This window comes from Sphingomonas sp. UYAg733 (genome assembly GCF_054057355.1).
This window is the reverse complement of record NZ_JBSRZE010000013.1, coordinates 1-14,013: the sequence shown is the minus strand read 5'-3', so window position 1 is coordinate 14,013 and position 14,013 is coordinate 1. Positions and strand designations below refer to the sequence as shown.

Below are 14,013 nucleotides of genomic sequence, written 5' to 3'. Positions count from 1 at the left end.
TGCGGGGTTTTACGGCTGACATGCGGTGGGCCGTTATCACGCTGCGGCGATCTACCGAAAATGGTCGAGCCAGGCAGCAAGTGGGTGAGGGGATCAGGATCAGGATCAGGATACGAGGGTGACGCGGTCGGCCTTCGCGCCACCCTCAAGGGTCGGACTTGCCCCCCTATTCGTACCGCAGCGCCTTGATCGGGTTGGTCCGCGCGACACGATAGGCATGCGCGCTGATTGTGCCGATCGCAATAATCAGTGCCAGGATTCCGGCCCCCAGGAATGGCACCGGAGTCAGCACCATGCGCGTGTCGAAGCCGTTGAGCCAGCCGCGCATCACCCACCAGGCGAGCGGCCAGGCGATCAGATTGGCGATCAGCACCGGGCGGCTGAACTGCCATACCAGCAACTGCACGATGTCGCGGTTGCCGGCACCCAATACCTTGCGGATGCCGATCTCCTTGGTGCGGCGTTCCGCGGTGAAGGCGGCAAGGCCAAACAGGCCGAGGCAACCGATCACTACTGCAAGGATCGCGAAGGCGCCGAACAACTGCGCGCGCGCCGCATCGCCATTGTACAGGGTGTTGATGATGTCGGTCATGAAGCGGGCGCGGAACGGGATCTCGGGCGCCATCCGTTTCCAGCTCGTTTCGACCCGGCCGGACAGCGCCTTGGGCTCCACACCCTGGAAGCGCACCAGCAGCTGCGAGAAATTGTGCGTTTTGCTGAAGTAGAAATTGGGCTGGATCGGCTCGCGCGCGGAGCGGAAACGCACATCGTTGACCACGCCGATGATGGTCGAGGGTACCAGCCCCAGACTGTCATCGACCAGGCTGGTGCCGATCTGTTTGCCGATCGCATCGGCCGGGTTGGCGTAACCAAGCCGCCGCGCCGCCTCCGCGCTGACCAGGATGTTGACGCCGCGCTGGACCAGCGCTCGCTCGGCCTCGGGCGTGACCGGCAAGGGCAGACTGGCATCGTCCATCGGCTGGTTTTCGATGAAGTTGCGGCCCGCGAGCAGCTTCATGCCCATCGCGGGCACGAAACCCGGATCCACGCCATAAACGCCGAGCTGGATTTTTTCCGGCCGGCCGGCAAGTTGCACGCCGGTCGCCGAATGACGGCCATTGTCGACCGCGATCGTGGTACGACCAACGCTGGTCACGCCGGGGATGCGTTTGATTTCCTGGATCAGCGAGGTCGCGACCTGATCAAGCTGCGGACGTCCGATATTGTCGATCTGAAGCAGCCCTTCGCGACGGAATCCGCCATCGGTACTGCGCGCATAGACCGTCTGGCTATAGACGATCAGGGTGCAGATGATCAGGCCGATCGACACCGCGAACTGACCGACGACGAGGATATTGCGCAGGCGCCCTGATCCTTCCGCGTCGGCCGCCGATTTGTTCGCCTTGAGCACGCGGGCGGGCTCGAAGCGGGACAGGACGAGCGCGGGATAGATGCCGCCGGCGAGGCCGACGAGCAGGGTCAGCAGGATGACCGGACCGATCAGCCCGTCGAGCGCGAAATAGCGGATCGTGATTTGCGCATCGAGAAAGCCGTTGAGCGCGGGCAGCGCCAGTTCGACGATCGCCAACGCGACGACCATCGCGGCGGCGGCGAGCAGGATCGATTCGCCAATGAACTGGGTGATCAATTGCCCACGTGTCGCGCCGAGCACCTTGCGCAACGCGACTTCTCGGGCACGCTGGGTGGCACGGGCAGTGGCGAGGTTGGTGAAGTTGACGCACGCCATGCCGAGGATGAGCAGGGCAATGATCGCGAAGGTGACGATCGTGCCGCGATCGTTGCCCGGCCGCTGCGCGCCATTCTGCGCCTCGCCGAGATGGACATCGCGGATATTGACCAGCTTGAAGTCCTGGAACTTGCTTGGATCCTCGCCTTCGACGACGCTGTCCTTGGGCGGGATGTTGCGCTGTTCCCAGGCGTTCATCTGGCTATTCATCTGGTCGGCATCGGCGCCCGGTTTAAGCTTCACCCAATAGCCGCCCTCCTGCCAGTTCCAGCTGGTCATCATCTCTGGCGTCGTCGCATTATAGACGGCGGGATCGTAGCGCGCGATCATGCCAAAGGCGAGCGAGCTGTTCTTGGGCAGATCCTGATGTACGCCGGTGACGCGATAATCCGCCTTCATGTCGCCACTGGACAGGGTGACGGTCTTGCCCATCGGATCGGCGCTGCCGAACAATTTGGCCGCCGCCCTTTCGCCGAGCACCAGCGCGTGGGGGTCGTCGAGCGCGTGTTTCGGATCGCCTTTGATGAACGGCACTTCGAGCACATCGAACAGATTGGCGTCGGTGAACAATGCGCCGGCGACGGTGCTCGGCTGTCCGTCCTTGATGATTACGATCGCCTGGCTGCTGACAAAAGCCAGATGCTCGACTTGGGGGAAGTCCTTTTTCAGCGCCTGGCCGGAGACATAGCTGGTCTGCTGCAGCTTCATGTCCTCCCCGCCCTGCGGCGTTGCCTTGTAATAGGCCTGGAGCTGGAACACGCGATCGGCATTGGGCAGCCAGCCATCATAGCTGAATTCGTAGCGCACAAAGCCGAGGATCAGCAGGCACGCGGCGATGCCAAGCGCGAGGCCGGCGATGTTGATCGCGGCATAAGCGCGGTTCTTGGCGAGTGCCCGGATGCCGATGGTCAGGTAATTGCGCCACATGGGCTTTCTCCCAGGATCAAATCGAGTTCAGGCCGCGCGCCGTTGCTGCTGCAGGATGCGGCCGTCGAGCATGTTGACCACGCGGCTGGCGTAATCGGCATGCGCCGGGCTGTGCGTGACCATGACGATGGTCGACCCTTCGGTGTTCAATTGCTGGAGCATGCGCATCACCTCCTCGCCATGATTGGTATCGAGGTTGCCGGTCGGTTCGTCGGCAAGGATCAGCTTGGGTTCGGCGACCAACGCGCGGGCGACCGCGACGCGCTGCTGCTGGCCGCCCGACAATTGGCTCGGCCGATGGCGCGCGCGGTGGCCGACGCCGACCCGGTCCATCACCGCATCGGTGCGGGTGCGGCGATCGGCGGCGGAGACATCGTGATAAAGAAGCGCGAGCTCGATATTCTCGCGCACCGACAATTCGTCGACCAGATTGAAGCTCTGGAAGATGAAGCCGATATTCTCCTTGCGGAACGTGGCGAGCTTGCCTTCGCCAAGCCCGGCGACCTCGGTGCCGTTGAATATATAGGAGCCGGACGACGGCGCATCGAGCATGCCCATCAGATTGAGCAAAGTCGATTTGCCGCAGCCCGACGGGCCCATGATCGCGACGAATTCGCCATCGGCAATGTCCAGGTCGATCGCATCGAGCGCGGTCGTTTCGATCGTATCGGTGCGGTAGGTCCGCGAAAGTGAACGCATCTCAAGCATGTTTCAGTCCTTTGCCGTGAGGTCGATATCGAGCCGGTCCTTGTCGACGAAACCGGTATAGGGTGAGGTGATGACGCGCTCCCCGGCGTCGAGGCCTTCGAGCACCTCGATCGAGTCCGGATTGCGCCGGCCGAGACGGACGGTGCGCTTCACCGCCGACTTGCCGTCGGGCGAGACGGCAAACACCCAGTTGCCGCCGGTTTCGTTGTAAAATGCTCCGGCCGGAATCAGCCTGGCGGGTTCAGGGTCGCCGAGTGTCAGCTTGGCCTGCAGCGTCTGACCGCGCTGGATCGCGGCCGGTTCCGCACCATTGAACTGTAGGTCGACCTGGAACTGGCCATTCTGCACCTGCGGATAGATTTTGGTGACGCGCGCGGGATAGGTCTTGCCGGAGAGCTCGACGCTCGCCTTCTGGCCCAGTTGCACGCGGCCGAGATAGAATTCGTCGACACCCGCCATCAGCTTGTTGCGGCCCGGGCTGTCGACCTGGCCAATGCGTTCGCCACGCTTGAGCGACTGGCCGACCTGGATGTCGAAACCCGACAGCTTGCCGCCGACCGGCGCGCGCAGATTGAGCGCCTCCAGGCTGGAACGGGCAAGCGCGAGGCTCGATTGGAGCGAGGCGGACGAAGCGCGCTGCTGCGCCAACTGGCTGCCCTGCAGGCGTTCATCGACCGCCTGGCCGTGACGTACCACTGCGAGGCGTTGCCGTTCGTAGCGGTACTGGTCGCTAGTGTCGGCGAATTGCTTGCCCGCGACAAAACCCTTGGCGGCTAGTGGGGCCTCGCGCTCATATTGGCGGCGCATCTTGTCAGCGGACAGATCGGCCTCGAGCACCGAACGCTGATTGGCGATGCGAGTCTGCGACAGTGCCAGTTCCTGGCTACGCATATTGTTGATCTGTTGTTCGACCTCGGTCTGGCGCGCGAGCACCGAGAGTTGGAGTTCGGCATTGGACAGCACGACAATCAATGCGCCGGGGGCGAGGTCGGCGCCGTCCTCGGCGATGACTTTCTCGACCCGCCCGCCCTCGATCGCGTCCAGGAAGACGGTGAATAATGGCGTGACGCGGGCACGAAGCGGTACGAAATCCTCGAACTTGCCGGTGCGGACGGGCGAGATGGTCAGCCGATCGGCGGCGACGGTCTGCGAGCCGGTGCGCGGGGCATAAAACCAGAAGGCGATCAGCACGACGGCGAGAATGGCAACGATGGCAGCCCATTTGGTCCAACCGGGTATCCGCCGCACTTCGACGGCGCGATCCATACCGGAGCCGGTAACGGCTTTTTTCGGGATGACCTGGTCCTGGGGCATTCGCACAACGCTCATTCGGGTCTTCCTTTCCGCTTCGGAACTAGCAAGCGGCGTGCCAGCCGCTTGCCCAGAGCGGGCCAGAGAGTTCAGTTTCGGCGATCCGGACCAACTGTCCGTTTTCGGACACTTGTGTCCGAAAACGGACGCCAGCACCGCATCGGGCCGCACTCATGCAAAGACCGGTGGTGCCGATGCGATGGTCAGGCACAGGGTGGCGAAAACGGCGCCGGTGACGCTCAGCATGCGGAAGGCGAAGGGGCTTTTCACGGTCATTCTCCAAGTCGGCGTGAGTGCCGATGCAAACAGCATCGCATCGACCGTGCCAGTTTTCAGAAACTGGCTGATTTCAGCCATTTTATGCAATTTTCCGGACCTGTGGCACGGAAATTGATTGTCCGGTTTCGAACACTCACTGTACGGGAGCGGTCACATGGCGAACGAAATGACGAAAGAATTCGATTGCTGCCTGGTCATCGACGATGACGAGGACATCTTGACCGCGGCACGGCTATTGCTGCGCACCATGTTCCGCGAGGTGATCACTGCGTCGAACCCGGATGAGGCGATGGCGGCGGCGGCGGCGCATTCGCCCGACGTGGCGCTGCTCGACGCCAATTTCGCGCGCGGCGCGACAAATGCGGCGGAGGGGCTGGCTCTGCTCGACCGGCTGCTCACCGCCGATCCCGAACTGATCGTGGTGATGATCACCGCGCATGCGGGGGTGAATATCGCGGTCGAGGCAATGAAGCGCGGCGCGACCGATTTCGTGTCCAAGCCCTGGTCGAACGAACGGTTGATGACCACGGTGCGCACCGCCGCCACGCTGCGCCGGTCAAAGCGCACCGTCGCGACCGAACGAGCCAAAGTCGCGGCGGTTGCCGATCCGACGCCAGGCAGCAACCCGCCCCTGATCGGCGCCGCGCCGGGCATGGCGCGGGTCAATTCGCTGATCGCGCGCGCCGCGCCGACCGACGCCAATGTGCTGGTGCTGGGCGAGAACGGCACCGGAAAGGAACTGGTCGCGCGCGCGCTCCACCGCCAATCGCTGCGCGCCGGGCAACCGATGCTGACCGTCGATCTCGGCGCGATCGCCACCGAGTTGATCGATTCCGAGCTGTTCGGCCACGTGAAAGGCGCCTTTACCGATGCCAAGGGCGACCGCATCGGGCGCATCCAGGCGGCAAGCGGCGGCACCTTGTTTCTCGACGAAATCGGCAATCTGCCACTGCATCTGCAACCCAAATTGCTCACCGTGCTCGAACAAAGGCAAGTCACGCCGGTCGGCGCCAACCGTCCGGTGCCGGTCGATATCCGGGTGATCGCTGCGACCAACATGACCCCGGCGCAGTTGCGCGACGATCGCCTGTTCCGGCAGGATCTGCTGTTCCGGCTCAACACGGTCGAGATCGAACTGCCACCCCTGCGTGACCGGCAGGAAGACGTGCCGGCGTTAGTCGATCATTTCCTCCACCATTATGCGAAACGCTACAATCGTCCTGCCCCGACCCTGACGCCGGCGGCGCGCGCGGCGCTGACCGCGCATGACTGGCCGGGCAATGTCCGGGCGCTGCGCCATGCAATCGAGCGCGCGGTGATCCTTGCCGGCGACGCACCGCTCGAACCGGAGGATTTCCCTCTCGGCAGCCCCGTCGCGCCGGCCACATCTTATGCCGCACCCCAAACTGAACTACGCCTCGCGCCCGAAGCCGCGGTTGCCCCTGTCGCGACCGATCTCAATCTCGACCGGGTCGAACGGCAATTGGTCGAGCAGGCGCTGAAGAAACACGCCTATAACATCTCGTCCGCCGCCTCCGAACTGGGCCTGTCCCGCGCCGCGCTGTATCGCAGGATGGAAAAGCATGGGCTTTGATCGCCGCTTCACCCTCGTGCTGGCGGGGTGGATCGTCGGGCTGATCGTCGCGCTGATCGCGCTGCAGCTCGCTTTCCAGACACCCGGCCTCGCGGTGGTGCGCATCCTCGCGGTGGCAATCGTCGCGGCGATGGTGTGGGGTCTATGGCGCCATGTTGAGCGCACCAACATGCTGATCGCGCGCTTCGTCGAAGCGTTGCGGTTCGGTGACGTCACCGCGCGTTTCGACGGGCGCGGCGGGGCCGGTTTCGCTACGCTCGGCAGCGCGCTCGACGACGCGATGCGTAAGCTTCACACGGCGCGCGACGAGGGCGTGCAGGAACTCCGGTTCCTCGAAGCGCTGGTCGACGATGTGCCGGTCGCGTTGCTGACGGTCGACGATGCGCATGGCGTGCGGTTGGTCAACAAGGCCGCGCGGCGACTGTTCGATCATGATCAGGGTACCAGGCCGGAGGATTTCGCGCGTTACGGCGCAACCTTCGCTGCCCGGCTCGCACGAACCGGCAATGCGGGTCAAGAGCTGTTGATCCTGCGCCTGACGGCCGGGCCGCAGCGTGCGATCGTGCGCACCGGAGCGCTCGATCGGCTGGGCCTGCAGGTCCGCGCGGTCACCGTCGAGCCGGTGCAAGGCACGCTCGACGCGGTCGAGATGGCGGCGCAGACCGACCTGGTCCGCGTGCTGACTCACGAGATTCTCAATTCATTGACTCCGGTCACCTCGCTCGCCGGCACGGCGGCGGCGGTGCTCGACACCGATCCGCCGGACATTGACTCAGCGCGCACCGCGATGACCACGTTAGTGCGACGTGCCGAAGGGCTGCGCCATTTCATCGACAGTTATCGCGCGGTGGCCAAGCCGCCCGAGGTCAAGCCGCGCGCGTTCGGCGCCGAACCCTTTGCGCACGAACTCGACCGTCTGTTCGCGGCTGACTGGCCGCAGGTCGCGCTAACCATCGAAGTGGCCCCGAACCTGATACTGGAAGCCGATCCTGACCTGCTCGCCCAGGCGCTGATCAACCTGCTGCGCAATGCCGCACAGGCGACCAGTGAGGCTGGCCGTGACGGCGAAGTGCGCATGACGATCGCGAAACGCGCTGATGGCGGCGTGTTGATGGAGGTCGCGGACAATGGCCCGGGCGTACCCGAGGCGGTGAGGAAAGACGTGTTCCTGCCCTTCTTCACGACGCGAGCGGCGGGCACCGGCGTAGGGCTCAATCTCGTGCGACAAATCGTGATCGCGCATGGCGGGTCGATCGATCTGGTCGACACGGACGAGGGCGCGGTGTTCCGGATCCTGTTGTGAATTCTGAAGCGCCCCGGAGCGTCAGGTCGTGGTAGTCGGCGGCTCCTCGAACAACCACGCGAGCCCTTCCGCTTCCGACGTCACGAAGCGGAGCTTGTCGGACGACAACAACCGCCGCATCTGCATTTTCTGCAGCGCGGATCGCGACCAGATCACCGCGATACGCCCCGCCCTGATCGCATAAGTCGGGATGAGTGCGCTGACGTCGTCGGCGATATCCTGCGACTGAACGGCATAGTCGGTCAGGTCGATCAGGATCCTGCCGCCGAGATCGGTATGACCGGCATTTTCGACCTTGCTCAACAGGGCGGCGGCTTCACGCTGGAAGGCAGTGAGAGTCGCACGGTCCCACAATCCGGAAAGGGTCAATTTGAGTAACCGCCGCCGAGCATCATAATCGAAATTATAGCCCGCCTTCATCATGCTTCCTGATTTACGAAAAACCATCAATATAGTCAGAACATTAACAAGCCTTTTTTGACGGATTATAACCCGTTCGTACTTGCGGTGAGCAAATAGTATACTGACGGGTCATCGTCACCATTCAGCGGCAATTGGCGATACAGTATTAACCAAGGGTCACCCGATGATTACGCAATTACCGCACATCGCGACGGTCGGTCCTGGGCTGTCGTCGGCAAGATACCCTGAAATGGTCAGCGAAGCTCGTCCACCGAACCGGTCGACTTGAGCAGCATCACTCTGACAAAGGCGCTAATCTCTCTGGCCTCTTCGCGCGGGGTCGGATCGAAGGCCAGCCGTTCGAGTTCGGGCCGGAAGGTCGCCCGCAAATCGGCGGACTCGGCGACGATCCCGCGCAGCACCTGCTCCTTCCAGTAATCGTCGTCGGTGGCGAGCACATGGCGGATCGGGTTGGCGGGCGCCGCGCCGATGCTCGCCAGGAATGTATACAGCACTTGGGCGACCGGCCAGTTGATGTCCTCATCCATTCGAGCAGTTCGGGCAGGAGCGGTTCGACCGCCGGATAGCCCAGCGCGATTATCGCGTGGACGCGCTCGGTATCGCTCTTATCGCGCGGCAGCTGGGCGGGGTCATGACCGGCGACAAGCGCGCCCTTGCCCCGCTTCGCGACCTGTTGTGCGGTCAGCCTGATTTGCCCGGCCCCCAGCCGCTCGCGAAGCTGTTCGCCGGAGGTCGTGAGAACCGGTATTTCCACGACGAAAACTGGCCTCGGCTCGCCGATAACTGATAGACCGATCTCGACATCATTGCCCCAGTTCGCACGCCGCCAGCCAGGCCCGCTGCTCGGCAAGACTTGCCGGCCAGGAATTCAACATCAGAGCGTATGAAGGGAGCGGGCGCAACGACATGGAGCCAATAGGGTGGTTTCACCTCCAGCATCGCATGACGAAAGGCTATCGATTCTTCGAGCGCCTCGAAACTGCTGTGCCGCCACGATCAGCCACTTACTCGACCTCAAGGCGTTGCCGGGACGGCCTTGGAATCCGTCCTCGATGCGCTCGCAACGCCAATCTTCCTGCCGCGGCCGTCCTGCGCATCGTCCACGGCGCTGGTGCCATGCGCGCGCGGGGTCGATTGGCGGTCGCACGGTCGATCAGCGGAGAGGTCGTACTCAGTCGCAAGGACTTCGACGTCCCGTTCACCGCAATGCGCGGTCTTCCCTCGCCCCCTCTGCCCTGCTTAAACGAGCCGATGTCCATTCACCGCTTCGCCCTCACCGCCGCTCTCGCCCTGAGCCTGGCCACCCCTTCGCTTGGCCAGTCCGTTTCCGACAGTGTCGATCCGTTCATCGGCACCGGCGGCGAAGGACACACGTTCCCCGGCGCAGTCGCGCCGTTCGGGATGGTGCAATTGAGCCCCGATACCGATACCAGCCATGTCATCCGCGACAGTTACAAATGGGCGGCGGGCTATCGTTATACCGATCCGACGATCCAGGGTTTCTCGCACACCCACTTCTCCGGCGCGGGGCATTCCGACCTGGGCGATTTCCTCGTCATGCCAATCGCTGGCGACAAGGTCGCGCTGGAACCGGGCGATCCGGCCAAACCGGGTTCGGGATACCGCTCGCGCTTCGACCATAAGAGCGAGATCGCCAGGCCGGGCTATTATGCCGTGACGCTAAGCGATCCAGGCATTCGCGCGGAGATGACGGCGGGTACGCGGATCGGGGTGCATCGCTATGCCTTCCCCGTCGGCAAGGCGGCGCATCTGCTGATCGATCTGCGCAGTTCGCTGTATAATTACCCCGGCAAGATCCTGTGGTCGTCACTTCGGTTGAACGCTGACGGGACGGTCACCGGGGCACGCGAGGCACGCGGCTGGGCGCCGGGGCGCAAGCTCTATTTCGCGATGCGCTTCTCGGCACCTTTACGCGACCATGCCTTCGTCAGCACCGAGAAGGACGTGCCGTACAAGGGTTTCCAGGGGCCGGGGCGCGGCAGCGACGCACTCGCCGAAAAAAGCGGTCGGGCGCTGGTCGCACGGCTCGACTTTAGCGTGCTCGATAAGCCGCTCGAGGTGAAGGTCGCGATCTCCTCGGTCGACGAGGCGGGGGCAATCGCCAATCTCAACAGCGAGCCGGGCAGTTTCGACGCGGTGCGGGCGAAAACGCATGCGGCATGGGACAAGGCCCTTGGTGCGCTCGACATCGATGCGCCAGCGCCGATGAAGACCAGCGTCTACACCGCGCTTTATCATACACTGCTCGCGCCCTCGGTCGCGGGCGACGCCGATGGGCGCTATCGCGGCCCTGACGATCAGGTGCATCAGGCTAAAGACTTCACCTTCCGCTCGACCTTTTCGCTGTGGGATACGTTCCGCGCCGAACATCCATTACTGACTTTGGTGCAACCAGAAAAAACCAATAGCGACATCGTCCGTTCGTTGCTCGCCAGCCGCAGATTCAGTCCCGACGGCATCCTGCCGATCTGGCAGTTCCAGGGGCGAGAGACCTGGACGATGATCGGCTATCACGCCGTGCCGGTGATCGCGGATGCGTATCTGAAAGGTGTTCGCGGGTTCGACGCGAAGGAAGCGCTCGACGCTATGGTCGCGAGCGCGAGTTACCCATCCTATGGCGGCCTCGGCGACTATATGAAGCTCGGCTATGTCGCGATCGACCGCGAACCCGAGGCCGCGTCGAAGACCGTCGAATATGCCTATGACGACTGGACCATAGCGCGAATGGCACGGGCGATGGGGCGGCTGGACATCGCCGCGACCTTCGACAAGCGCGCCGCCAATTGGCGCAATACATTCGACGCAAAGACCGGCTTCGTCCGTGCACGCAAGAGCGACGGCAGTTTCCGCGTGCCGTTCGATCCGACCGCGATCAACTACGGGTCGGATTATACCGAGGGCAATGCGTGGCAATATAGCTGGTTCGTGCCGCAGGATCAGGCCGGGCTTGTGCAGGCGATGGGCGGCGACAAGGCGAGCGTCGCCAAGCTCGACGCGATGTTTGATTACGACAATTCGAAACTCGATTATAGCCATGCCGAGGATATCGCCGGGCTGATCGGCCAGTATATCCATGGCAACGAACCGAGCCATCACGTCGCCTATCTGTACAATTATGCCGGGGCGCCGTGGCGGACCCAGGCGCGGCTGACTCAGATCGTCGCGAGCCAGTACAAGCCGACGCCCGACGGCCTGTCGGGCAATGACGACCTTGGCCAGATGTCGGCCTGGCTGGTGTTTACCTCGCTCGGTTTCTACCCCGTCACGCCGGGCAGCCTGGAATATGTCATCGGTCGCCCGTTCGTGAATCGCGCGGCGCTGGCTTTGCCGGGAGGCAAGAAATTCACCGTGATCGCCGACGGGCTGGACGACGCACATCCCTATGTCGGCAGCGTATCGCTCAACGGCCGTCCCCTGACGCGCGGCTTCGTCCGGCACGCCGAGATCATGGCGGGCGGCGAATTGCGGTTCGTGATGCAGGCGCAGCCGAACAGGATATGGGCGACGGCAGCAAGCGACCGGCCGTTTTCCCAGAGCACGGCCCGACGGTGAGGAAAGCCAATCAAAGCCTTGAATCGCACGGTGCAAGAGGTAGGCAAGGACTCAAGGAGCCGCCGATTATTGGCAATCCGGCGCAGCCGCGTGTCGCATCATAGGGCCCTGCTTCGCGCCCGCGGCGCCGGGCGCGGAAGATATCGCATGATGCCCGCCGCGCCCCGCCCGTTCAACTGCGGAGAACCTTGATCAGCGAGGCCAGTTCCTCGTCAGCAAGACCTGCCTGACTGGCCCGGCCAAGCCATTTGTGCACCAGCGCGGGCAGCTCGGTATTGATACCAAGTGCTTCCGAGGTGCGCAGGATGCGCTCGACCGCCGGGATCGAGATGCGCAACGGGCTTTCCGTGATGGCGAAATCGCCAGACTCGATCACTCCGGCCTCATGCTTGAAGAAGGCACCGAAAGTCGGTGATATCTGCTCGACGATCTTGCCGAAGGTCGCGACGCTGGTATCGACGGATTCGGCGATCCGCGCACCGTGCAGGAAACCGCCGAACGCGCCATAGACGTAGGACAGAGTGGCGAGATCCATGAACGCGGCCGCGTCGATCCGCTCACCAAGATGCGTCGGGCTGCCCGCTAACACGGTCAATAACGGCAGCGCCTCGGCGAATATATTTGCCGGACCGGAAAGCAGGATCGGCGTGTCGTTCTGCCCCATCTGGCTCGGTGCCGCCTGGATCGCGCCGTCGAGGTAATTTCCGCCATGGCCGGTGACGAATGCCTCGGCATCGCGCGCATCTTCCGGGCTGCCGGTGCCGAGATTGATCAGCAGCCGGCCGTCGAGCGCGGTCGCCGCACCGTCCGCATCGAGGATGGCTCGTGCCGCCGCATAGTCGAACACACAGATCAGCGTGACCGGGCTGGCTGCGACCGCAGCCGCCGGGCTCGGTGCAAGGTGCGCGCCCTGCGCGACCAGATCGGCGGCCCTGTCCGCGCTGCGGTTCCACAGCGTGACCGATCTGCCCGCGCCGAGCATCAGCTCGGCCAGTGTCAGGCCCATCGAGCCCAAGCCGATTATCGTAACGTCGGTCATTTTCATCTCCTCTTTCGGTGCGGCGAGAGATAGGAAGGCCACGCTCGATCGAGCAAGTACCGACTATTTTGTCAGGTACTCACCTTTTGGGGAGCATCGCTGATATCATGGCGGAAAAACCCTATGCCTGCGGCATCGGCCCGGCGTTCAACGTGGTCGGCGGCAAGTGGAAGGCGGTCATATTGTGGGAACTCAACACCGGCCCGGTACGCTTTGGCGAGCTCAGGCGACGCGTGGTCGGCGTGACCGAGAAGATGCTGATCCAGCAATTGCGCGAACTCGAACGCGACAAACTGGTCACGCGCTCGGTATTCAATCAAGTGCCGCCACGCGTCGATTACGCGCTGTCGGATTGGGGCACGACACTCAACGCGGCACTGGCGCAGGTGGCGGATTGGGGCGAAAGCTATGCCAGGGCGACCGGGCGCTATCCGGTCGATGCTTGATGGAACCCGTGGCCTTGTGGAACAGCCCGGCGGAGATGAGCCATAGCCCAGCGATGACGCCCCTCCTCATCGACGTCCGCCACGATATCAGCGTCAGCCTGCGCGCAAGTCCTTGCGCTGGGTGACGACCGGAATGCCGCTCGCATCGATCTCGAACGCAGCGACATGGAAACCGTGGCGCAGGTTGAGGATGATCATGCCGTTGTTCGCGGCGCGGGTGCGGGTTTCGATATGCGTGTAGCCGCTTGCCAAGGCACGCGCGTGCTGGCGCTCCATCAACGCTTCGGCGACCCCGGCACGGCGCGCGCGTGGGTGAACGCCGCCGAGCCAGCTGTAAAAAAGCGACGCGCCGCGACGATAACCGAGTTTGAACCCGACAATGCCGGCCGCGTCATAGGCCAGCCACAGGTCGGGTTCGGTGGCGCGCGGCAGGCGCGATGCGAGATACTCCTGGTCGAAACCGGGAAATATCTCGGCACAAAGCTCCAGCAGCAGCGCCACCGCATCGGCCGCGCTCGCTTCGAAATGGTCGTATCGGATATCGCCCGGGTCGGGTCATGCCGCCCGTCTAGTGGATTGATCGGAACGAAGGAGTCCGTTTTAGGATTCCCATGGCGGCTGCGGCATGCGACGTTGCGACATGCGCACTGGTATCACGATTGA

General features: G+C 63.4%; 13 protein-coding genes. 5 read left to right on the top strand and 8 right to left on the bottom strand.

Annotation, left to right across the window (positions count from 1 at the left end):
• Positions 1-166: 166 nt before the first annotated feature.
• From ACVWZA_RS17030 to ACVWZA_RS17015, 4 genes are all read right to left on the bottom strand, one after another.
• A complete protein-coding gene (locus ACVWZA_RS17030) occupies positions 167-2,674 on the bottom strand; it encodes an ABC transporter permease (protein ID WP_457312462.1) in 2,508 nt (835 codons plus the stop codon).
• A 27-nt stretch (positions 2,675-2,701) separates the two neighbouring features.
• Positions 2,702-3,382, bottom strand: a complete 681-nt coding sequence (locus ACVWZA_RS17025; protein ID WP_457312460.1) for an ABC transporter ATP-binding protein — start codon at positions 3,380-3,382, stop codon at positions 2,702-2,704.
• A gap of 3 nt (positions 3,383-3,385) precedes the next feature.
• Complete coding sequence (locus ACVWZA_RS17020) at positions 3,386-4,711, bottom strand: efflux RND transporter periplasmic adaptor subunit (RefSeq protein ID WP_457312459.1); 1,326 nt, start codon at positions 4,709-4,711, stop codon at positions 3,386-3,388.
• 153 nt (positions 4,712-4,864) lie between these two features.
• Positions 4,865-5,050, bottom strand: coding sequence for a hypothetical protein (locus ACVWZA_RS17015; RefSeq protein ID WP_457312458.1), 186 nt, complete (start codon positions 5,048-5,050; stop codon positions 4,865-4,867).
• Between the two features lie 88 nt (positions 5,051-5,138).
• On the opposite strand from ACVWZA_RS17015, the gene ACVWZA_RS17010 reads away from it, so the two are divergent.
• Entirely contained in the window at positions 5,139-6,566 is a 1,428-nt protein-coding gene (locus tag ACVWZA_RS17010; RefSeq protein WP_457312457.1) for a sigma-54-dependent transcriptional regulator, read from the top strand.
• Complete coding sequence (locus tag ACVWZA_RS17005) at positions 6,556-7,869, top strand: sensor histidine kinase (protein ID WP_457312456.1); 1,314 nt, start codon at positions 6,556-6,558, stop codon at positions 7,867-7,869. Before ACVWZA_RS17010 ends, ACVWZA_RS17005 begins: the two co-directional genes overlap by 11 nt.
• A 21-nt stretch (positions 7,870-7,890) precedes the next feature.
• On the opposite strand, the gene ACVWZA_RS17000 is transcribed toward ACVWZA_RS17005, so the two are convergent.
• Positions 7,891-8,292 carry a hypothetical protein gene (locus ACVWZA_RS17000; RefSeq protein ID WP_457312455.1) on the bottom strand — a complete coding sequence of 134 codons (402 nt, stop codon included), beginning with the start codon at positions 8,290-8,292 and terminating at the stop codon, positions 7,891-7,893.
• A 233-nt stretch (positions 8,293-8,525) separates the two neighbouring features.
• Entirely contained in the window at positions 8,526-8,819 is a 294-nt protein-coding gene (locus ACVWZA_RS16995) for a DUF5071 domain-containing protein (protein ID WP_457312454.1), read from the bottom strand.
• 104 nt (positions 8,820-8,923) lie between these two features.
• Here ACVWZA_RS16995 and ACVWZA_RS16990 point away from each other — a divergent pair, with 104 nt between their 5' ends.
• A complete protein-coding gene (locus ACVWZA_RS16990) occupies positions 8,924-9,079 on the top strand; it encodes a hypothetical protein (RefSeq protein WP_457312453.1) in 156 nt (51 codons plus the stop codon).
• A 419-nt stretch (positions 9,080-9,498) separates the two neighbouring features.
• The gene (locus ACVWZA_RS16985) at positions 9,499-11,865 is read left to right on the top strand and encodes a GH92 family glycosyl hydrolase (RefSeq protein WP_457312591.1); all 2,367 of its coding nucleotides are present in this window, start codon (positions 9,499-9,501) and stop codon (positions 11,863-11,865) included.
• Positions 11,866-12,037: 172 nt separating this feature from the next.
• On the opposite strand, the gene ACVWZA_RS16980 is transcribed toward ACVWZA_RS16985, so the two are convergent.
• On the bottom strand, positions 12,038-12,910 hold the full coding sequence (locus ACVWZA_RS16980; RefSeq protein ID WP_457312452.1) for an NAD(P)-dependent oxidoreductase: 873 nt from the start codon (positions 12,908-12,910) through the stop codon (positions 12,038-12,040).
• A gap of 101 nt (positions 12,911-13,011) precedes the next feature.
• Here ACVWZA_RS16980 and ACVWZA_RS16975 point away from each other — a divergent pair, with 101 nt between their 5' ends.
• Positions 13,012-13,350 carry a winged helix-turn-helix transcriptional regulator gene (locus ACVWZA_RS16975; RefSeq protein WP_457312451.1) on the top strand — a complete coding sequence of 113 codons (339 nt, stop codon included), beginning with the start codon at positions 13,012-13,014 and terminating at the stop codon, positions 13,348-13,350.
• A gap of 93 nt (positions 13,351-13,443) precedes the next feature.
• Here ACVWZA_RS16975 and ACVWZA_RS16970 read toward each other — a convergent pair whose 3' ends face one another.
• Entirely contained in the window at positions 13,444-13,851 is a 408-nt protein-coding gene (locus ACVWZA_RS16970) for a GNAT family N-acetyltransferase (RefSeq protein WP_457312450.1), read from the bottom strand.
• Between the last annotated feature and the right edge of the window lie 162 nt (positions 13,852-14,013).